The sequence below is a fragment of the Pseudomonas sp. No.21 genome (assembly GCF_054558415.1).
The window spans coordinates 326,342-343,503 of record NZ_BAAJNO010000004.1 but is presented as its reverse complement, the minus strand read 5'-3'; the positions used below and the strand labels follow the sequence as shown (position 1 = coordinate 343,503).

21 protein-coding genes are annotated in these 17,162 nt (G+C 65.2%); 11 read left to right on the top strand and 10 right to left on the bottom strand.

What is annotated here, in order from left to right; all coding sequences use genetic code 11:
* From greB to ACYJSS_RS09975, 3 genes are all read right to left on the bottom strand, one after another.
* The gene (greB, locus tag ACYJSS_RS09985) at window positions 1-498 is read right to left on the bottom strand and encodes a transcription elongation factor GreB (RefSeq protein ID WP_111261413.1); all 498 of its coding nucleotides are present in this window, start codon (window positions 496-498) and stop codon (window positions 1-3) included.
* 84 nt (window positions 499-582) lie between these two features.
* Window positions 583-3,087 carry an ABC transporter permease gene (locus ACYJSS_RS09980; RefSeq protein ID WP_236206479.1) on the bottom strand — a complete coding sequence of 835 codons (2,505 nt, stop codon included), beginning with the start codon at window positions 3,085-3,087 and terminating at the stop codon, window positions 583-585.
* Window positions 3,084-3,767 (bottom strand): ABC transporter ATP-binding protein, encoded by a 684-nt coding sequence (locus ACYJSS_RS09975; RefSeq protein ID WP_111261415.1) that lies wholly within the window; start codon window positions 3,765-3,767, stop codon window positions 3,084-3,086. Before ACYJSS_RS09975 ends, ACYJSS_RS09980 begins: the two co-directional genes overlap by 4 nt.
* A gap of 10 nt (window positions 3,768-3,777) precedes the next feature.
* Here ACYJSS_RS09975 and ACYJSS_RS09970 point away from each other — a divergent pair, with 10 nt between their 5' ends.
* From ACYJSS_RS09970 to ACYJSS_RS09960, 3 genes are all read left to right on the top strand, one after another.
* Complete coding sequence (locus tag ACYJSS_RS09970; protein ID WP_236206470.1) at window positions 3,778-4,383, top strand: arylesterase; 606 nt, start codon at window positions 3,778-3,780, stop codon at window positions 4,381-4,383.
* Window positions 4,384-4,451: 68 nt separating this feature from the next.
* Entirely contained in the window at window positions 4,452-4,733 is a 282-nt protein-coding gene (locus ACYJSS_RS09965; RefSeq protein ID WP_111261417.1) for a hypothetical protein, read from the top strand.
* Window positions 4,734-4,808: 75 nt separating this feature from the next.
* Window positions 4,809-5,771, top strand: coding sequence for a L,D-transpeptidase family protein (locus ACYJSS_RS09960; protein ID WP_236206469.1), 963 nt, complete (start codon window positions 4,809-4,811; stop codon window positions 5,769-5,771).
* A gap of 149 nt (window positions 5,772-5,920) precedes the next feature.
* Here the strand turns inward: ACYJSS_RS09960 and oprI are convergent, their stop codons facing one another.
* Both oprI and ACYJSS_RS09950 read right to left on the bottom strand, forming a co-directional pair.
* Window positions 5,921-6,172 carry an outer membrane lipoprotei OprI gene (gene oprI, locus ACYJSS_RS09955; protein ID WP_003448337.1) on the bottom strand — a complete coding sequence of 84 codons (252 nt, stop codon included), beginning with the start codon at window positions 6,170-6,172 and terminating at the stop codon, window positions 5,921-5,923.
* A 211-nt stretch (window positions 6,173-6,383) separates the two neighbouring features.
* The gene (locus tag ACYJSS_RS09950; RefSeq protein WP_178082946.1) at window positions 6,384-6,728 is read right to left on the bottom strand and encodes a hypothetical protein; all 345 of its coding nucleotides are present in this window, start codon (window positions 6,726-6,728) and stop codon (window positions 6,384-6,386) included.
* Here ACYJSS_RS09950 and ACYJSS_RS09945 point away from each other — a divergent pair.
* A complete protein-coding gene (locus tag ACYJSS_RS09945) occupies window positions 6,637-7,908 on the top strand; it encodes a hypothetical protein (protein ID WP_459479863.1) in 1,272 nt (423 codons plus the stop codon). The genes ACYJSS_RS09950 and ACYJSS_RS09945 overlap by 92 nt on opposite strands.
* Before the next feature lie 20 nt (window positions 7,909-7,928).
* Window positions 7,929-8,210, top strand: a complete 282-nt coding sequence (locus tag ACYJSS_RS09940) for a GNAT family N-acetyltransferase (protein WP_021220347.1) — start codon at window positions 7,929-7,931, stop codon at window positions 8,208-8,210.
* A gap of 58 nt (window positions 8,211-8,268) precedes the next feature.
* Here the strand turns inward: ACYJSS_RS09940 and ACYJSS_RS09935 are convergent, their stop codons facing one another.
* Together ACYJSS_RS09935 and ACYJSS_RS09930 are read right to left on the bottom strand one after the other, a co-directional pair.
* On the bottom strand, window positions 8,269-9,345 hold the full coding sequence (locus ACYJSS_RS09935) for a 3-deoxy-7-phosphoheptulonate synthase (protein WP_111261420.1): 1,077 nt from the start codon (window positions 9,343-9,345) through the stop codon (window positions 8,269-8,271).
* 161 nt (window positions 9,346-9,506) lie between these two features.
* On the bottom strand, window positions 9,507-9,926 hold the full coding sequence (locus tag ACYJSS_RS09930; protein WP_111261421.1) for a PilZ domain-containing protein: 420 nt from the start codon (window positions 9,924-9,926) through the stop codon (window positions 9,507-9,509).
* Between the two features lie 5 nt (window positions 9,927-9,931).
* On the opposite strand from ACYJSS_RS09930, the gene ACYJSS_RS09925 reads away from it, so the two are divergent.
* From ACYJSS_RS09925 to cysB, 5 genes are all read left to right on the top strand, one after another.
* On the top strand, window positions 9,932-10,312 hold the full coding sequence (locus ACYJSS_RS09925; protein ID WP_236206468.1) for a YbbN family protein: 381 nt from the start codon (window positions 9,932-9,934) through the stop codon (window positions 10,310-10,312).
* Entirely contained in the window at window positions 10,312-11,268 is a 957-nt protein-coding gene (locus tag ACYJSS_RS09920) for a putative 2-dehydropantoate 2-reductase (protein WP_236206467.1), read from the top strand. The genes ACYJSS_RS09925 and ACYJSS_RS09920 overlap by 1 nt, the downstream gene beginning before the upstream one ends.
* 10 nt (window positions 11,269-11,278) lie before the next feature.
* Entirely contained in the window at window positions 11,279-12,190 is a 912-nt protein-coding gene (locus ACYJSS_RS09915; RefSeq protein ID WP_111261424.1) for a 5'-nucleotidase, read from the top strand.
* Window positions 12,191-12,229: 39 nt separating this feature from the next.
* Window positions 12,230-12,730 (top strand): universal stress protein, encoded by a 501-nt coding sequence (locus ACYJSS_RS09910; protein WP_111261425.1) that lies wholly within the window; start codon window positions 12,230-12,232, stop codon window positions 12,728-12,730.
* 121 nt (window positions 12,731-12,851) lie between these two features.
* Window positions 12,852-13,826: an HTH-type transcriptional regulator CysB gene (gene cysB, locus ACYJSS_RS09905; RefSeq protein WP_111261426.1), complete on the top strand. Its 975-nt coding sequence runs from the start codon at window positions 12,852-12,854 to the stop codon at window positions 13,824-13,826.
* A gap of 42 nt (window positions 13,827-13,868) precedes the next feature.
* Here the strand turns inward: cysB and ACYJSS_RS09900 are convergent, their stop codons facing one another.
* A complete protein-coding gene (locus tag ACYJSS_RS09900) occupies window positions 13,869-14,144 on the bottom strand; it encodes a hypothetical protein (protein WP_111261427.1) in 276 nt (91 codons plus the stop codon).
* A 4-nt stretch (window positions 14,145-14,148) separates the two neighbouring features.
* Window positions 14,149-14,883: a phosphoadenylyl-sulfate reductase gene (locus tag ACYJSS_RS09895; RefSeq protein ID WP_111261428.1), complete on the bottom strand. Its 735-nt coding sequence runs from the start codon at window positions 14,881-14,883 to the stop codon at window positions 14,149-14,151.
* Between the two features lie 189 nt (window positions 14,884-15,072).
* On the opposite strand from ACYJSS_RS09895, the gene thrH reads away from it, so the two are divergent.
* Window positions 15,073-15,690 (top strand): bifunctional phosphoserine phosphatase/homoserine phosphotransferase ThrH, encoded by a 618-nt coding sequence (gene thrH / locus ACYJSS_RS09890; RefSeq protein WP_111261429.1) that lies wholly within the window; start codon window positions 15,073-15,075, stop codon window positions 15,688-15,690.
* Between the two features lie 76 nt (window positions 15,691-15,766).
* Here the strand turns inward: thrH and pabB are convergent, their stop codons facing one another.
* Window positions 15,767-17,113, bottom strand: a complete 1,347-nt coding sequence (gene pabB, locus ACYJSS_RS09885) for an aminodeoxychorismate synthase component I (protein ID WP_111261430.1) — start codon at window positions 17,111-17,113, stop codon at window positions 15,767-15,769.
* Window positions 17,114-17,162: the final 49 nt, after the last annotated feature.

Genomic DNA, 17,162 nt, shown 5'->3' with positions numbered 1-17,162 from the left:
TCAGGGGTATTCGATCTCCACCACGTACCAGCTCTTCTCGCCGGTCGGCGTGTGCACCAGCACCTCGGCGTCCAGCGCCTTGCCCACCAGGGCACGGGCCAGCGGCGAGTCGATGCTGATGTGGTTCTGCTTCAGGTCGAGCTCGTCCGGGCCGACGATGCGGTAGCGCGATTGCTCGCCGTCGTCGTCCTCGAGGGTCACCCAGGCGCCGAAGTAGACCTTGTTCGGGTCGGACGGGCGTTCGCTGACCACCTTGAGGCTTTCCAGGCGCTTGGTGAGGAAGCGCACGCGGCTGTCGATCTCCCGCAGCATCTTCTTGCCGTAGGTGTATTCGGCGTTCTCGGAACGATCGCCCTGGGCGGCGGCCTCGCTCACCGACTGGGTGACCTTGGGCCGCTTCACGTGCCATAGCTCGTGCAGTTCGGCGCGCAGGCGGGCTTCGCCTTCGGGGGTGATCAGTGGGGTGCCGGCGGTACGTGGGGGGCGATAGCGACTCATGTTCGGGGCAGCGGCTCTGTGCGCGACGGGAGGGGCCGGAGTCTAGCAAGAGGCCGGCCCGCCTTGTACAGGCGGGCCGGGCGATCAGGCTTCGCGCAGTACCTGCAGCGGGCTGGCGTTGAGCGCGCGGCGGGTGCCGATCACACCGGCGCCACCCACCAGCAGCGCGCCCAGGGGCGGCAACAGCAGCAACCAGGGATGAGGGTGCCATTGCAGGTCGAAGGCCAGGGTGTAGAGCAGGGCGCTGACCAGCTCGCAGCCCAGGGCGGCGAGCAGGCCGGCAGCGGCGCCGAGCAGGGCGAACTCGGCGCGGCGAGCCCGCTGCAGCAGGCTGCGTTCGGCGCCCAGGGCCCGCAGCAGCGCGCCCTGGCGGATGCGCTCGTCGAGGGTCGATTGCAGGCCGGCGAAGAGCACGGCGAGGCCCGCTGCGAGCACGAACAGCAGGACGAATTCCACCGCCACCGTGACCTGGGCGAGGATGCTGCGCAGCTGCGCGAGGATGGCTTCCACTTCCAGCAGGGTCACCGCCGGGAAAGCGCGGGCCAGCTCCACCAGCTCACGGTCATGCTGCGGCGGCAGGTAGAAGCTGGTGAGGTAGGTGGCGGGCAGGTCGGCGAGGGAGCCGGGGGCGAAGATCATGAAGAAGTTCGGCTGGAAGTTGTCCCAGTCGACTTCGCGCAGGCTGGTGATGCGCACGTCACGGCTGATGCCGCCGACGCTGAAGCTCAGACGGTCGCCCAGTTGCAGGCCGAGGTTGCCGGCGAGCTTGGCCTCCACCGAGACGCCGGGCAGGTCGCTGGCCGGGGCCTGGTCCCACCATTGCCCGGCCACCAGGCGGTTGCCATTGGGCAGGTCGGCAGCCCAGGTGAGGCTGAGGTCACGCTGCAGCGCGCGTTCGCCCTGGGACTCCTTGCTCGCATGTTCCTTCGCCGGTTCGCCATTGATGGCGGTGAGGCGGCCGGGCACCACGGGGAACAGCGGTGCCGGGTGGGGCGAGAGCTGGGCGAGGCGTTCGGCGAAGGCGTCCTTCTCGCCGGGCAGGACGTTGAGCACGAAGTAGTTCGGTGCGTCGGCGGGCAGCTGGTCCTGCCAGGTGTCGAGCAGTTCGCCACGTAGCAGGGCGATCAGCGCCATCGCCAGGAGGATCAGACCGAAGGCCAGGGATTGCCCGGCGGCGGCCAGGGGGTGGCGCAGCAACTGCCCGAGGCCGAGACGCCAGGGCAGGGCGGCACGGGCCAGCAGGCGACGCAGGGCATTGAGGCCCAGGAGCATCAGGCCGCCAAGGATCAGGGTGGCGAGCAGGCCGCCGCCGAGCAGGGCGAGGGTGAGCTTCAGGTCCAGGCTCAGGCGCCACATGATCAGCCCGAGGGCGAGCAGGGCTGCGCCGTACACCAGCCAGGAGCTGGGCGGTACGGGCAGCAGGTCGCGCCGCAGCACGCGCAGCGGCGGTACGCGGCCGAGGGCGGCCAGCGGCGGCAGGGCGAAGCCGGCGAGGGCCACCAGGCCGGTGGCGATGCCGGCGAGTGCGGGCAGTACGCCGCCGGACGGCACTTCCGCCGGCAACAGTTCGCGCAGCAGGTGGAACAGGCCGAGCTGGGCGAGCCAGCCGATCAGCGCGCCGAGGAAGGCGGCGGCGATGCCGAGCAGGCCCAATTGCAGGGTATAGAGGAGCAGCGCTTCGCGACGCGACAGGCCCAGGCAGCGCAGCAGGGCGCTGGCGTCGAAGCGGCGTGCGGCGAAGCGGGCCGCCGACAGGGCCACGGCGACCCCGGCCAGGAGTACGGCTGCGAGGCTGGCGAGGTTGAGGTAGCGCTCGGCGCGGCTGAGGGCGCCGCCGACCTGGCGGTTGCCGTCGCGGGCGTCCTCGATGCGCTGGTTGGCAGCCAGGGTGGGCTCCAGGGTTTCGCGGTAGCTCTTCAACGCTTCAGCCGGGCCGCTCCACAGCTCCCGGTAGCGCACCCGGCTGCCGGGCTGTACCACGCCGGTGGCGTCGAGGTCGGCGAGGTTCATCAGGAGGCGCGGGGTGAGGCTGTAGAAGTCCCCGGCGCGATCGGGCTCGTAGGTGAGCACGCGGGTCAGGCGCAGGGTCTTCTGGCCGACGTCGACCGTGTCACCGGGCTTGATGTCCAGGGCGGTGAACAGGCGCGCCTCGGCCCAGGCTTCGCCGGGGGCTGGGCCGGCGCCTGGTTCTTCGGGCGCATAGGGGGCGGGTGCGCTCTTCAATTCGCCGCGCAGCGGGTAGGGCTCGTCTACCGCCTTGACGCTGGCGAGCTGGATGCCGGCGTCACCGGCGATGACGCTGGAGAATTCGACGGCACGGGCATGACGCAGGCCGAGCTGTTCGCCCGCCGTGATCTGCTCAGGGGTCGCGGGGGAGGAGCCGCCGAGCAGCAGGCCGGCGCCGAGGAATTCGGTGGCGCGCAGGAGCATGGCGCCGTTCAGCCGGGCACCGAAGTAGCCGATGGCGCTGCTGGCGGCCACGGCGACCACCAGGGCGAAGAACAGCACGCGCAGCTCACCCGCGCGGGCATCGCGGAGCAGTTGCCGGGCCGCCATGCCCAGCAGGCGCGTGAGCGGCAGGCGCATCAGGGTTCCACCTGGTCGACCAGGCGCCCGGACTCGAGGCGGATCAGTCGGCGGCAGCGATGGGCGAGGCGCTCGTCGTGGGTGACCAGCACCAGGGTGGTGCCGCGTTCCTGGTTGAGCTGGAACAGCAGGTCGCTGATGCGCTCGCCGGTGTGGCTGTCGAGGTTGCCGGTGGGCTCGTCGGCGAACAGCACGTCGGGTTCGGCGGCGAAGGCGCGGGCGATGGCGACGCGCTGCTGCTCGCCACCGGAGAGCTGGCGCGGGTAGTGCCCCAGGCGCTGGCCGAGGCCGACGCGATCGAGCAGGTGGCGGGCGCGTTCGCGGGCGTCCGCGCGGCCTTCGAGCTCCAGCGGCAGCATGACGTTCTCCAGGGCATTGAGGCTGTCGAGCAACTGGAACGACTGGAAGACGAAGCCGACGTGCTCGGCGCGCACGCGGGCACGCTGGTCCTCGTCGAGGTGGGCGAGGGCGTGGCCGGCCAGGCTGATGTCGCCGGAACTGGGCAAATCGAGCCCGGCGAGCAGGCCGAGGAGGGTGGATTTGCCGGAGCCGGAACTGCCGACGATGGCCAGGCTGTCGCCCTGGGCCAGGTCCAGATCCAGGTCGTGGAGGATGGTCAACTCGCCTTCCGCGCTGGGAACCACTTTGCTAAGGTTCCGCGCATTGAGAATGCTTGCGCTCATGGAGAATCCGATGCGTGCTTGGTTGTTGGGCAGCTGCCTGGCGTTGATGGTGATGGCTCAGGAGGCGGCGGCGGGGACCGTGCTGGTCGTCGGCGATAGTATCAGCGCCGCTTTGGGGCTGGAAACCAGCCAGGGCTGGGTCTCCCTGCTGCAGAAACGCCTGGATGACGAGGGGTTCGAGCACCGTGTGGTGAACGCGTCCATCAGTGGCGACACCAGTGCCGGCGGTGCTTCCCGGCTGCCTGCGCTGCTTGGCGAACACAAGCCTGCGCTGGTGATAATCGAGCTCGGTGGCAACGATGGCCTGCGTGGCCAACCCCCCGCACAATTGCAACAGAATCTTGCCGGTATGGTGGAGCGGTCGCAGCAGGCAGGGGCCAAGGTGCTGCTGCTGGGCATGCGCCTGCCGCCCAATTACGGCAAGCGCTATACCGACGCCTTCGCCCGGGTCTACCAGGATCTGGCGGCCTCCCGGCAGGTGCCGCTGGTGCCGTTCTTCCTCGAAGGCGTGGGGGGCGTCGAGGGGATGATGCAGGCCGATGGCATCCATCCGGCGGCGGGTGCCCAGGGCAAGTTGCTGGATAACGTCTGGCCGAGCCTGAAACCGCTGCTCTGAGCCCTGTCGGAAGGCTTTTCCAGGCCTGGCCTTTCGGCTAATGTTGCGCACCCGTCCTGGAGTCCTTCATGCCGCGCCCCGCCTGGTCCCTGCATGCCTACAAGCTGATCGAGCCCGATGAGCAGCTCGACCTGTTCGCCTGTCGCGAGGTGCGCCTGCACCTGGTCGCGCGCCAGCTCGAACTGGGTGGTCATGCGGACAGGACCCTGTGCGGCGGCCTTCTGCCGGCCCAGCCGCGCTGGTGCGAACTGGAAAGGCCGCAACTGCAGGATCGGAGGTTGTGCCCTGCCTGCCGGGCCGAGTTGAACGCCCAGCGTGACGGCCAGCGGCCCGAATGGTCCGACGGCTGAGCCCTCCCGGCGCATTGTGTGCCGGTGTACAATCCCGAGTCTTTTAATCAGCCACTTTTTGCCAAGGATTACCGGATGTTGTCGCGCGTTCCCGCCGTCGCCCGTTCCCTGTCTCTGGCCGCGTTCGCGCTGGCCGGTCACGCCGCAGCACTGGAGCTGCCCCTGCCGCCCCCGGGCGAGGATATCGTCGGCCAGGTCCAGGTGATCAAGGCCAAGTACGAAGACACCTTCGCCGACATCGGCGTGGCCAATGACCTGGGCTATCTGGAGATGGTCGCCGCCAACCCGGGCGTCGATCCCTGGCTGCCGGGCACTGGTACCGAGATCCTCCTGCCGACTCGTTTCATCCTGCCGCCGGGCCCGCGCGAGGGCATCGTGATCAACCTGGCCGAGTACCGCATGTACTACTTCCCGAAAGGGGAGAACGTGGTGCACACCTTCCCGCTGGGCATCGGTCGCGAGGGCTGGGGCTCTCCGATCAACACCACCAAGATCACCGCCAAGACGCCCAACCCGGCCTGGTACCCGCCGAAGTCGATCCGCGAAGAGCACGCCGCCGACGGCGACCCGCTGCCCACCGTGGTGCCGCCGGGCCCGGATAACCCGCTGGGGCCGTTCAAGTTCACCCTGGGCCTGCCCGGTTACCTGATCCACGGCTCCAACAAGAAGTTCGGTATCGGCATGCGTGTCAGCCACGGCTGCTTCCGCATGCTCAACAACAACGTGCTGGAGCTGGCGAAGATGGCGCCGGTCGGTACCCCGGTGCGGATCATCAACGAGCCCTACAAGTTCGGTGTGAGCGGCGGCAAGGTCTACATCGAGGCACACACTCCGCTGAACGACCATGGCGATCCGTCGGTGGTGGACAAGCACACCGCGGTGATCAACGCGCTCCTCAAGCGTGAGGACCTGGTCAACAGCATCCGCCTGGACTGGGAAGTGGTGCGTGAAGTCGTGGCGGCCGAGGATGGCCTGCCGGTGGAGATCGCCGAGCCTTCCGCCGCCGTGGCCACAAGCGCCCCCGCGCCCAGCTTCTGATCCCCATCGAGAAGCCCGCCGCGCGCCCTTGGCCCGGCGGGCTTTTTCATGCCTGGCGAAAATCCCGGGAGAGCAGGGCGTTGATTCGCAGGCACAAAAAAACCGACCCAGTGAACTGGGTCGGTTTCGAGTAAAAGCCTTGTGGGCTATTACTTGCGGCTGGCTTTTTCCAGCATACGCAGAGCGCGCTCGTTAGCCTCGTCAGCGGTTTGCTGGGCTTTCTGAGCGGCGGCCAGAGCTTCGTCAGCCTTGCGGTAGGCTTCATCGGCACGGGCTTGAGCGCGAGCGGCTGCATCTTCAGTTGCAGTCAGACGGGCTTCGGTTTCTTTGGAGACGCTGCTGCAACCGGTGGCCAGAACTGCTGCCAGAGCCAGAGCAGAGAATTTCAGAACGTTGTTCATCGTGTTCCCCTTAAGGTGGACATTTCCATAAAAGCAATTCCCCGAGCTTGGGAAATTAGCCGGCGTACATACTACCCATAACTTGTAGTAAGTAAACTGACGCGGTGCAAGGAGGCGAGTTTTTTTTCACCTGATCCGCTATTCCCTTGCGCAAGTCCTGGTGCATCTGTGCAAAAAGCATCCAGTTGGATAGTCCTTGAGCAGGCGAAGTTCAAAGTTTAGCCGCCGGTGGGGAAAGTGCCCTGGCGACCCCGGCCCGGTTGGTGGGGTGGAAGTAGTCGGGATGTGATTGGTGAAGGTCGCTTTTGCATCTTCGCTCGCTTGCGGGATGTAAAGCCCACAACTTCCCAATCGTTACAGTGAACTGGTTCTTCATATTGTAGGAAATGCCGTGGAAGGCCTTCAGGCGCACTGATAAGCTGCGCCGATTTCCTCCCGCATTCCAGGACATCAAGGACGGCGTTATGGCAAGACTACTTAAGTGGGTGGTGCTCGCAGCGCTCGCGCTGGCGTTAATCATCAAACTCTCTCTGTACCTCTCGGTCAGGTCGATCATGAATGATGCGATCCAGCAGCTTTCGCCGATCATGGACATCAGCTACGGCGGGATCACCTCCTCCTTCGACGGCCGTGTCGGCCTCGAGAACCTCAAGCTCCGCGTCCCCGCGCTGAACGACAGCGTGCAGGTGGCCCATGCCGAGCTGAAGTTCAATGGCCTGCGCGAGCTGCTCAGCTTCAAGGAGCGCCTGGACGAGGGCAAGTTCCCGAAGCAGATGGCCGTGCGCCTGAAGGGCGTGATGCTGGAAGTACATGGCCCCTTCATGCAGCAGCTCTACGACGCGCCGACCGAACGCAGCATCTTCACCGCGATGAGCGAAGTGGCGTGTGGCAAGGTCAGCCACATCGGCACCAACGAACTGCTCGACATGGGCTATCGCACCTTCGAGACGGATGCCGAATTCTCCTACCTGTTCGAGCCGGGCGCGCAGAAGCTCACGTTCAATCTCACTTCCGATACCCGTGACATGGGCGAGACGCGCGTCAGCATGGCGCTGTCGAACATGTCCGAGAAGCCGGGTGACTTGCGCGTCAACCCGCCGCGCCTGTCCAGCGTCGTCTTCGAGCTCAACGACAACCAGTATCAGCGCAAGGTGCAGGAGTACTGCGCCGGTAAACTCGGGCAGTCGACGGACGTCTACCTGAAAACGGCAGTGGAGCAACTCGACCGCGTGCTGCGTTCGCAGAAGATCGCCCTCGACCAGTCGCTGCTGGATGCCTATTCGCGCTACCTGAAGGACCCGCAGTCGCTGCGCGTCGAGCTGACACCGACCGAGGGCATGAGTTGGGACGGCCTGCAGTTCTTCGAGCCCAAGGATGTGGTCGGCATGTTGCGCCCGGCGCTGCTGGTCAACCAGCAACCGGTGCAGCCGATCGCCTTCGCCTGGGTCGACCCGGACAAACGCGCCGAAATGGGCGTGAACGAGAAGGTCTCGGTGACGGCGGAAAAAGCCGACGATGCCGGTGCCTCGCCGCAATACGAGTTCGTCAACGTATCCAGCCTGCAGGACTACGCGGGCAAGCGCTTGCAGTTCATCACCTTCGATGGCGCCTATTACCAGGGTGTATTACATAAGGTGGAGAACGGTAAGGCTTTCCTGAGTGCCCAATTTGGCTCCGGCTCCGCCGAAATGTTTCTTCGGCTGGAAAAGATAGATAAGGTACGGGTGTTGTTCTAAAAACCCCCTGAGGAGTTGCGATGAGCGAGGCGCTGTCCATCCACCATGACCAGGCAGGTCATCAGTTCGAGACCACCGTGGACGGTCATCGTGCATACCTTGCCTACATGGACCTGGGCAAACAGACATTGGACATCTATCGCACCTTCGTGCCGAACGCGCTGCGTGGCCGGGGCATCGCCGCAGCGCTGACCGAGCGCGCACTGGGCTTCGCCGAAGACCAGGGCTATACGGTGATCCCCTCCTGTTCCTACGTGGAGCGCTACATCGAGCGCCGCCAGCGCCACGCCCCCAAGGGCTGAGCTGGGGCCGAAACGAAAACGCCGGGCAGATGCCCGGCGTTTTTCGTTGTGCGGTCGATCAGCCGCGCTGGCGCTTGGGCAGCACGTCCTTGAGCTTGGCGTGCATGCTGCGCAGGGTCTTCTCGGTGGTTTCCCAGTCGATGCAGGCGTCGGTGATGGAGACGCCGTACTTGAGCTGGTCCAGGTCCTTGGGAATGGACTGGCTGCCCCAGCCGAGGTGGCTCTCGACCATCAGGCCGACGATGGAACCGTTGCCTTCGAGGATCTGGTTGGCGACGTTGTCCATCACCAGCGGTTGCAGGGCCGGGTCCTTGTTGGAATTGGCGTGGCTGCAGTCGACCATGATGTTCGGCTTGATGCCGGCCTTGGTCAGTTCCTGCTCACAAATGGCAACGCTCACCGAATCGTAGTTGGGCTTGCCGTTGCCGCCGCGCAGCACGACATGGCCGTAGGCGTTGCCCTTGGTGGTGACGATGGAGACGCCGCCTTCCTGGTTGATGCCGAGGAAGCGGTGCGGGCTGGAGACGGACTGCAGCGCGTTGATCGCCACGGTCAGGCTGCCGTCGGTGCCGTTCTTGAAGCCGACTGCCGAGGACAGGCCGGAGGCCATCTCGCGGTGGGTCTGGGATTCGGTGGTGCGGGCGCCGATGGCGGACCAGCTGATCAGGTCCTGCAGGTACTGCGGGGAAATCGGGTCAAGCGCCTCGGTGGCAGTGGGCAGGCCTTTTTCGGCCAGGTCGCGCAGCAGTTGGCGACCGATATGCAGGCCGTCCTGGATCTTGAAGGAGTCGTCCAGGTACGGGTCGTTGATCAGGCCTTTCCAGCCGACGGTGGTGCGCGGCTTCTCGAAGTACACGCGCATGACCAGGAACAGGGTATCGGACACTTCGGCAGCCAGGCCCTTGAGGCGATCGGCGTACTCGTGGGCGGCCTTGATGTCGTGGATCGAGCAGGGGCCGACCACCACGAACAGGCGATGATCCTTGCCATCGAGGATGTTGCGCACCACTTCACGGCCATTGGCCACGGTACGCAGGGCAGCGTCGGTGAGCGGAATCTCGCGTTTCAGTTGCTCCGGCGTGATCAGGGTCTCGTTGGAGGCAACGTTCAGGTCGTCGATCGGTAAATCAGCCATCGTGCTAGTCATCAGGTCAGTCGTCAGGTCACAGGTGCGGGCCGCCAGCCATCCCGGAGCTGCGGGGCACGGCATTTGAGTGCGCGTCGGGGACGCGGAACCTTAACGCGTTACACGCTGGCTCGACAATGGCACCAAGGGGGCAAATAGGCGGAAAATGCTCAGTTCAGGCTGGCTGCGGAGAACTCGGCGGCGTGACGGGCGATCCATTCCTGGGCGATGCGCTCGATCGGCAGCTCCTCGCCGGCCTCGAGTTCGCGTTGCTTGCGGTAGACCTCGATCTGGCAGACCTGCTCGACCATGCGGGCGCGGAACAGGGTTTCCTCGTCGGTGAAGCAGATGCCCACCAGGTAGTCGTCGGGCTGCTTGCGGCACCAGGCGACGATGCCGGCGTAGCGTGCCTCGTCACCCAGCAGGGGGATGCGCAACTCGATCGCGGTGCCCTTGCGAAAGCCTCGGATCGAGTTGCAGGCAACGCCGCCGAGACTGATATTGTGCAGCCGCTGTCGCGGCAGGAAGCTGTGCTTGCGCAGTACCAGCTCTACAGGCATATCGCTGGGGTGACGCAGGAATCGACGCATTTTTCATGGACTCCGGGTGCCATTTTTCCGGCATCGCTAAGGGCAGTATAGTGCGCGAACTCGAACTGACTGATTTCGATGCGGACCAGCAACTGCTGGCTCTGCCGGGTATCTCGCTCATCGTATTCACGAGCATAGGTTGTGCCAGTTGCCGCTGGGCGCGGCGCCACTTGTCGCAGATGCCCCTGGGCGTCGACAGATTGTGCTGGATAGACGCCGGCAATAATGGTGGCCTGGTGCAGCGCTACGAGGTATTCCACCTGCCCGCGCTCTTCGTGGTGCGGGACGGACAATTTCTTGGCGCCCTGCGCAGCACGCTGCAGGGCGAGGACCTGAACCACAACCTGGACGACGCCCTGGCCCGCCAGGCAGAGGAGCTTCCCTGATGACCCAACCCTCGCAGCCACGCATCGGCATCATCGGCACCGGTGCCATCGGCGGCTTCTATGGCCTTTTGTTGGCCCGCGCCGGCTTCGACGTGCATTTCCTCTTGCGCAGCGAGTACGAGGCGGTGCGCGCCAACGGCCTGCAACTCAACAGCGCGGTGCACGGCGCCCTGGCGCTCGAGCCCGTGCAGGCCTATCGCGAGGTGGCCGAGATGCCGCCCTGCGACTGGCTGCTGGTGGGCGCCAAGACCACCAGCAACGCCGATCTGGCGCCGCTGATCGCACGGGCCGCCGCGCCGGGCGCCAAGGTGGTGTTGCTGCAGAACGGGCTGGCGGTCGAGGACGCGCTGCGCCCGCTGCTGCCGGATTCGCTGCATCTGCTGGGGGGGCTCTGCTACATCTGCGTCCATCGCCATGCGCCGGGGGTGATCGAACACCAGTCCCTGGGCGCAGTGAACCTTGGTTACCACTCCGGTCCGGCTGGTGATGACGCTGCACGCCAGGCGCTGGTGGAGGAGGGCGCCGGACTGTTCCGTGCGGCAGGACTGGACTCCACCGGGATGCCCGACCTAGAGCAGGCGCGTTGGCAGAAGCTGGTGTGGAACGTGCCTTATAACGGCCTCTCGGTGCTCCTTGACGCGGGCACCACCGCGCTGATGCGCAACGCCGACAGCCGCGAGCTGATCCAGGCGATCATGCAGGAGGTGGTGGAGGGTGCACTGGCCTGCGGTCATAGCCTTCCGGACGGCTTCGCCGGTAAATTGCTGGCGGCCACCGACCGGATGCCCGACTACCTGCCGAGCATGTACCACGACTTCGCCCAGCGCCGCCCGCTGGAGCTCGAAGCCATCTATGCTGCACCCCTGGCAGCGGCCGCTGCGGCGGGCCGGGACCTGCCGCGCATCCGCGCGATGTACCAGGCCCTGCGCTTCATCGACGCGCGCAACCAGGAGTAAGGAGACAGGCATGGCGGGAGGACTGGCGGACAAACTGGTGCTGGCGATTTCCTCGCGGGCGCTGTTCGACCTCAACGAAAGCCATCGGGTCTACGAGTCCGAAGGCATCGAGGCCTACCGCCAGTACCAGATCGACCATGAGGACGAGGTGCTCGACCCAGGCGATGCCTTTCCCCTGGTGCAGAAGCTCCTCGGCCTCAACAGTGCACTGGGCCAGTCGCGCGTCGAGGTGATCCTGGTGTCGCGCAACAGTGCCGATACCGGGCTGCGTGCCTTCAACTCCATCCAGCAGCACGGCCTTGCCATCTCCCGCGCAGCCTTTTCCGGTGGCCGCAGCCCCGGGCCCTATCTCAAGGCTTTCGGTTGCCACCTGTTCCTTTCCACCCATGTGGACGATGTCCGTGCGGCGCTGCAGAGTGGTTTCGCTGCGGCCACCATCCTGTCCGGCGGGCCGCGCCGAGCCGCCAGCAACGAACTGCGTATCGCCTTCGATGGGGATGCGGTGCTGTTCTCGGACGATTCCGAGCGGGTCTACCAGCAGGGCGGGCTCGAGGCCTTCCAGGCCTACGAGCGTCAGGCGGCGTTGACCCCGCTGGACGGCGGCCCCTTCAAGCCATTCCTTTCAGCGCTCAACAGCCTGCAGCAGGAGTTCCCCGCCGACGCCTGCCCGATCCGCACGGCGCTGGTCACCGCACGCTCGGCGCCGGCCCATGAGCGGGTCATTCGCACCCTGCGCGAATGGAACATCCGCCTCGACGAGTCCTTCTTCCTCGGCGGGCTGGAGAAATCCTCCATCCTCGACGCCTTCGGCGCCGACGTGTTCTTCGACGACCAGGCGGGACATTGCGAGAAAGCCCGCGAAGTGGTCGCCACCGGCCACGTTCCCCACGGCGTGAGCAACGAACCGCTGATATCTGACTAAGCTGAGACGAGGCCCGCCACCCAGGCAGTAGGAGGCCTCATGATCCGTTCGATTCTCTACGCCACCGACCTCGGTCTGTACGCCCCCTATGTGCTGCAGCACGCCCTTTCGCTTGCCCGGGTCTACCAGGCCGAGCTCTACGTGGTGCACGCCGTCGAGCCGCTCGGGCTGTTCGCCGAGTCCGTCCTGCAGACCTACCTCGATGAAGAGCGCCTTGCTGAACTACGGACCAAGGGGCTGGGCACCGTCATGGCCAGCATCGAGCTGCGTGTGCTGGAGGGGTTCCGCGATGAGATGGGGGACGCGCAGAGCGAGCTGGAAATGATCCGCGCGGTGCGTGTGGTGCAGGGGGACCCGCCGCAGGTGATTCTCGAGGAGGCACAGAAACTCGGGGTGGATTTGCTGGTCGTAGGCAGTCACAGCCATGGCGCTGCACTCGATACGCCCCTGGGGCGGACCTCGGCACGCCTGGTGCAGCTGTCCGACGTGCCCGTGTACCTGGTGCCCATGCTTCAACACCGTGGGCGGGGCGAGCTGTGACGACGACTACGAATGGCGTGCAAAACTGAAAAAAACGTCTAGTTTTATCCATCAAACCATTAATATGGTTATAAACGTCGCTGACCATCCAATGCGTCGTCATTTGCTTTGAGGGATATCTATGAAGCTTCAGCAATTGCGCTACATCTGGGAAGTGGCGCACCACGACCTCAACGTGTCGGCCACCGCGCAAAGCCTTTACACCTCGCAACCGGGTATCAGCAAGCAGATCCGCCTGCTCGAGGATGAACTGGGCGTGGAAGTCTTCGCCCGCAGTGGCAAGCACCTGACCCGGGTCACTCCCGCAGGCGAACGCATCATCACCACTGCCGGGGAGATCCTGCGCAAGGTGGAGAGCATCAAGCAGATCGCCCAGGAGTTCTCCAACGAGAAGAAGGGCACCCTGTCGATCGCCACCACCCACACCCAGGCTCGTTACGCACTGCCGTCGGTGATCAGCGGCTTCATCCGCCAGTACCCCGACGTAGCGCTGCACATGCACCAGGGCACGCCGATGCAGATCGCCGAGATGGCCGCCGACGGCACCGTCGACTTCGCCATCGCCACCGAGGCGCTGGAGCTGTTCGGCGACCTGGTGATGATGCCCTGCTACCGCTGGAACCGCTGCGTGATCGTGCCCCAGGGGCACCCGCTGGCCAAGCTGCCGAAGCTCACCCTGGAAGCCCTCGCCGAGCACCCCATCGTCACCTACGTATTCGGTTTCACCGGCCGCTCCAAGCTGGATGAAGCCTTCAGCCATCGTGGCCTGACGCCGAAGGTGGTGTTCACCGCGGCCGACGCCGACGTGATCAAGACCTATGTACGCCTGGGCCTGGGCGTGGGCATCGTCGCCAAGATGGCGGTCGATCCCAAGCTGGACAGCGACCTCGTGGTGCTGGACGCCAGCGAGCTGTTCGAGTCCAGCGTGACCAAGATCGGCTTCCGCCGCGGCACCTTCCTGCGCGGCTTCATGTGCGACTTCATCGAGAAGTTCGCCCCGCACCTGACCCGCGACATGCTGGCCAAGGCGGTGCAATGCCACAACAAGGCCGAGCTGGACGAGCTGTTCCACGACGTCGAGCTGCCGACCTACTGAGTCGGTCGCGGTAACGAAAAGCCCGGCATCCGCCGGGCTTTTTCATTGCGCTTCGAGCACCTGGTGCAGGAACTCGTGGAACACGGTGTAGACCTGCTCGCTGCCGTCGTCGTGGCGCACCACGAAGAAGGGCGCGGTGTCGACGCCATAGTGCTGGGCGACCATCCAGCCGGCACTGGCCGGATTGCGTTCGTCGGCCACCATCACCCGGTCGATGCGTTGCAGATGGCCGCCGCGCTCCAGCAGGCGCTGCACGTCCTTGCACTTGTCGCAGTCCTCGCCGTCGGCCAGGACCTTCTTCACCAGGGTGATCTTCATCGGCTCAGTTCTTCGCGATCAGGTTGCCGGCATGCAGCCCGCATTCCTTCTGGGTCGCTTCTTCCCACCACCAACGGCCTTCGCGCTCGTGCTGGTTGGGCAGCACGGGGCGGGTGCAGGGCTCGCAGCCGATGCTGATGAAGCCGCGCTCGTGCAGCGGGTTGTAGGGGATCTCCAGCATGCGGATATAGGCCCAGACTTCGTCGCTTGGCATCTGCGCCAGCGGGTTGAACTTGTACAGCGGGTTGTCGGGCGTGGAGAAGGCGCCGTCCAGCTCCACCACCGCCACATTGCTGCGGGTGCCAGGGCTCTGGTCGCGGCGCTGGCCGGTGGCCCAGGCGCGCACGGTGGACAGCTTGCGGCGCAGCGGCTCGATCTTGCGGATGCCGCAACACTCCTCGTGGCCGTCCTTGTAGAAGCTGAACAGGCCCTTCTCGCGGACGAAGGGTTCCAGCCGGGCTGCGTCGGGGGAAAGCACCTCGATGGCGATGCCGTAGTGCTCACGCACCTTCTCGATGAAGCGGTAGGTTTCCGGGTGCAGGCGGCCGGTGTCGAGGCTGAACACCTTCACGTTCCTGTTCAGTTTCCAGGCCATGTCCACCAGCACCACATCCTCGGCGCCGCTGAAGGACAGCCACAGCTCATCGCCGAAGTGTTCGAAGGCGAGCTTGAGGATGTCCTGGGGGGACTTGCTGGCGTAGGCCGCAGCAATCTCGGCGACGTCGAAAGGTTGGCTCATCAGGCGGTTTTCCTAGTTGAAATGGCGCTACGCGCTCTGTGGCGCGGATGGTAGCAAAAGCAACTTATGCGCCTAAATAACCAGAAGGAAGGTGGACTGCCATGTTCGGATATAAGCGCCGCGTTGCGTGGCTGCGGGTGAAAAGCTAGAGTGCCGCCTCCCCAACAAACCAATACCGAGGAATGTCTCGTGGAAATCGCCTGTCTCGACCTGGAAGGTGTGCTGGTTCCGGAAATCTGGATCGCCTTCGCCGAAAAAACTGGAATCGACGCGCTCAAGGCCACCACCCGCGATATTCCCGACTACGACGTGCTGATGAAGCAGCGCCTGCGCATCCTCGACGAGCATGGCCTGAAGCTCTCCGACATCCAGGAAGTGATCGCCACCCTCAAGCCGCTGGAAGGTGCCGTCGAGTTCGTCGATTGGCTGCGCGAGCGTTTCCAGGTGGTGATCCTCTCCGACACCTTCTACGAATTCTCCCAGCCCCTGATGCGCCAGCTCGGTTTCCCGACCCTGCTGTGCCACAAGCTGATCACCGACGAGACCGACCGCGTGGTGGACTACCAACTGCGCCAGAAGGACCCGAAGCGCCAGTCGGTGATCGCCTTCAAGAGCCTCTACTACCGCGTGATCGCCGCCGGCGACTCGTACAACGACACCACCATGCTCTCCGAGGCCCATGCCGGCATCCTCTTCCATGCCCCGGAGAACGTGATCCGCGAGTTTCCGCAGTTCCCGGCCGTGCATACCTACGAAGACCTCAAGCGTGAGTTCCTCAAGGCCTCCAACCGCTCGCTGAGCCTCTGAACCCAGCCATGAAAAAGCCCGCGACAGCGGGCTTTTTCATTTCCGTGCCTGCAGGGCACCAGGCGATGATTCAGCCTTACAAACCTTCCAGCGTCCGCAACAGCACCTGCACCTTGGTGATGGATTCGCGGTACTCCGCTTCCCAGTCCGAGTCGGCGACGATGCCGCCGCCGCCCCAGCAACTGGCCACGCCGTCCTTCACCAGCAGGGTGCGGATGGCGATGGAACTGTCCATTTCCCCGCGCACGTCGAGGTAGAGAAGCGAGCCGCAGTAGATGGAGCGACGGGTCGGCTCCAGCTCGTCGATGATCTCCATGGCGCGGATCTTCGGTGCGCCCGTGATGGAGCCGCCGGGGAAGCTGCCCATCAGCAGGTCCAGCGCATCCTTGCCCTCGGCCAGCTCGCCGCGAACGGCGCTGACCAGGTGGTGCACGTTGGGGTAGCTCTCCAGCGCGAACAACTCCGGCACCTTCACGCTGCCGGTGCTGCAGCTGCGGCCCAGGTCGTTGCGCAGCAGGTCGACGATCATCAGGTTCTCCGCCCGGTCCTTCGGGCTCGCCAGCAGTTCCTGCGCCTGCTCGGCGTCTTCCTCGGGCGTGCGTCCGCGTGGGCGGGTGCCCTTGATCGGGCGAGTCTCCACCTGGCCCTTGCTGAGCCTGATGAAGCGCTCCGGCGAGAGGCTGAGGATGGCGCCGCCGTCGGCCAGGGCCTGGTAGGCGGAAAAGGGCGTGGAACAGGCCTCGCGCAAGGCGAGATAGGCGCTCCAGGGGTCGCCCTGGCACTGCGCCTGAAAGCGCTGGGCGAAATTCACCTGGTAGCAATCACCGGCTGCAATGTAGGACTGGATCCGCTCAATCGCGTTTTTGTAAGCCGCCTGAGTCAGATCCGCCTGAAAGGCGCTCTTAAGGCGAAATTCATCGACTTTGTAGGGATTTTCCGAACAGCTGAACAGGTCTACCAGGCGTTGGCGCTCGCTCTGAGCGAGGCTCGGATGGAATACCAGTTGGCTGGTGCGCTGCTGGTGGTCACTGACGAGGGCCCAGGCGTAGAGGCCGAGCTGGGCGTCGGGCAACCGGCGGTCATCGCGCGCCCGGGCGGGCAGCGCTTCCAGGCGGCGGCCGAAGTCATAGGAAAAATACCCCATCAATCCGCCCGTGAATGGCAGTTCCACGGCATCGGGCGTTTCGGCGAATCCCAACTGCCGCAAGGCCTCGCGAAGGCGGTGGATAAAGTCGTTGGCCGATTCGTCGGGTCCCGGCGCCAGTTCTGCCAATGGCCAGGCGCTGAATAGGTCATAGCGTCCACGACTGGCAATGGGCCTGCCGGCGTCGAGCAGCACCGCTCCGGGTGCATGGCGGACGAGGGCGAAGCGCTGTCCCGGGTGTTCGTGGTAGGGCAGGGGGTGTACGAGGCTATTGGGCATGATGGACGCAAAGAGGGCGCGAGTGAGGATTCTAGACCGCCTAAATTGT

What these genes read in the sequence shown, in the direction of transcription:
- greB (WP_111261413.1), bottom strand. Translation starts at nt 498, where the DNA reads ATGAGTCGCTATCGCCCCCCACGTACCGCCGGCACCCCACTGATCACC.
- ACYJSS_RS09975 (WP_111261415.1), bottom strand. Translation starts at nt 3,767, where the DNA reads ATGAGCGCAAGCATTCTCAATGCGCGGAACCTTAGCAAAGTGGTTCCC.
- ACYJSS_RS09970 (WP_236206470.1), top strand. Translation starts at nt 3,778, where the DNA reads ATGCGTGCTTGGTTGTTGGGCAGCTGCCTGGCGTTGATGGTGATGGCT.
- ACYJSS_RS09965 (WP_111261417.1), top strand. Translation starts at nt 4,452, where the DNA reads ATGCCGCGCCCCGCCTGGTCCCTGCATGCCTACAAGCTGATCGAGCCC.
- ACYJSS_RS09960 (WP_236206469.1), top strand. Translation starts at nt 4,809, where the DNA reads ATGTTGTCGCGCGTTCCCGCCGTCGCCCGTTCCCTGTCTCTGGCCGCG.
- oprI (WP_003448337.1), bottom strand. Translation starts at nt 6,172, where the DNA reads ATGAACAACGTTCTGAAATTCTCTGCTCTGGCTCTGGCAGCAGTTCTG.
- ACYJSS_RS09945 (WP_459479863.1), top strand. Translation starts at nt 6,637, where the DNA reads ATGGCAAGACTACTTAAGTGGGTGGTGCTCGCAGCGCTCGCGCTGGCG.
- ACYJSS_RS09950 (WP_178082946.1), bottom strand. Translation starts at nt 6,728, where the DNA reads ATGATCGACCTGACCGAGAGGTACAGAGAGAGTTTGATGATTAACGCC.
- ACYJSS_RS09940 (WP_021220347.1), top strand. Translation starts at nt 7,929, where the DNA reads ATGAGCGAGGCGCTGTCCATCCACCATGACCAGGCAGGTCATCAGTTC.
- ACYJSS_RS09935 (WP_111261420.1), bottom strand. Translation starts at nt 9,345, where the DNA reads ATGGCTGATTTACCGATCGACGACCTGAACGTTGCCTCCAACGAGACC.
- ACYJSS_RS09930 (WP_111261421.1), bottom strand. Translation starts at nt 9,926, where the DNA reads ATGCGTCGATTCCTGCGTCACCCCAGCGATATGCCTGTAGAGCTGGTA.
- ACYJSS_RS09925 (WP_236206468.1), top strand. Translation starts at nt 9,932, where the DNA reads ATGGACTCCGGGTGCCATTTTTCCGGCATCGCTAAGGGCAGTATAGTG.
- ACYJSS_RS09920 (WP_236206467.1), top strand. Translation starts at nt 10,312, where the DNA reads ATGACCCAACCCTCGCAGCCACGCATCGGCATCATCGGCACCGGTGCC.
- ACYJSS_RS09915 (WP_111261424.1), top strand. Translation starts at nt 11,279, where the DNA reads ATGGCGGGAGGACTGGCGGACAAACTGGTGCTGGCGATTTCCTCGCGG.
- ACYJSS_RS09910 (WP_111261425.1), top strand. Translation starts at nt 12,230, where the DNA reads ATGATCCGTTCGATTCTCTACGCCACCGACCTCGGTCTGTACGCCCCC.
- cysB (WP_111261426.1), top strand. Translation starts at nt 12,852, where the DNA reads ATGAAGCTTCAGCAATTGCGCTACATCTGGGAAGTGGCGCACCACGAC.
- ACYJSS_RS09900 (WP_111261427.1), bottom strand. Translation starts at nt 14,144, where the DNA reads ATGAAGATCACCCTGGTGAAGAAGGTCCTGGCCGACGGCGAGGACTGC.
- ACYJSS_RS09895 (WP_111261428.1), bottom strand. Translation starts at nt 14,883, where the DNA reads ATGAGCCAACCTTTCGACGTCGCCGAGATTGCTGCGGCCTACGCCAGC.
- pabB (WP_111261430.1), bottom strand. Translation starts at nt 17,113, where the DNA reads ATGCCCAATAGCCTCGTACACCCCCTGCCCTACCACGAACACCCGGGA.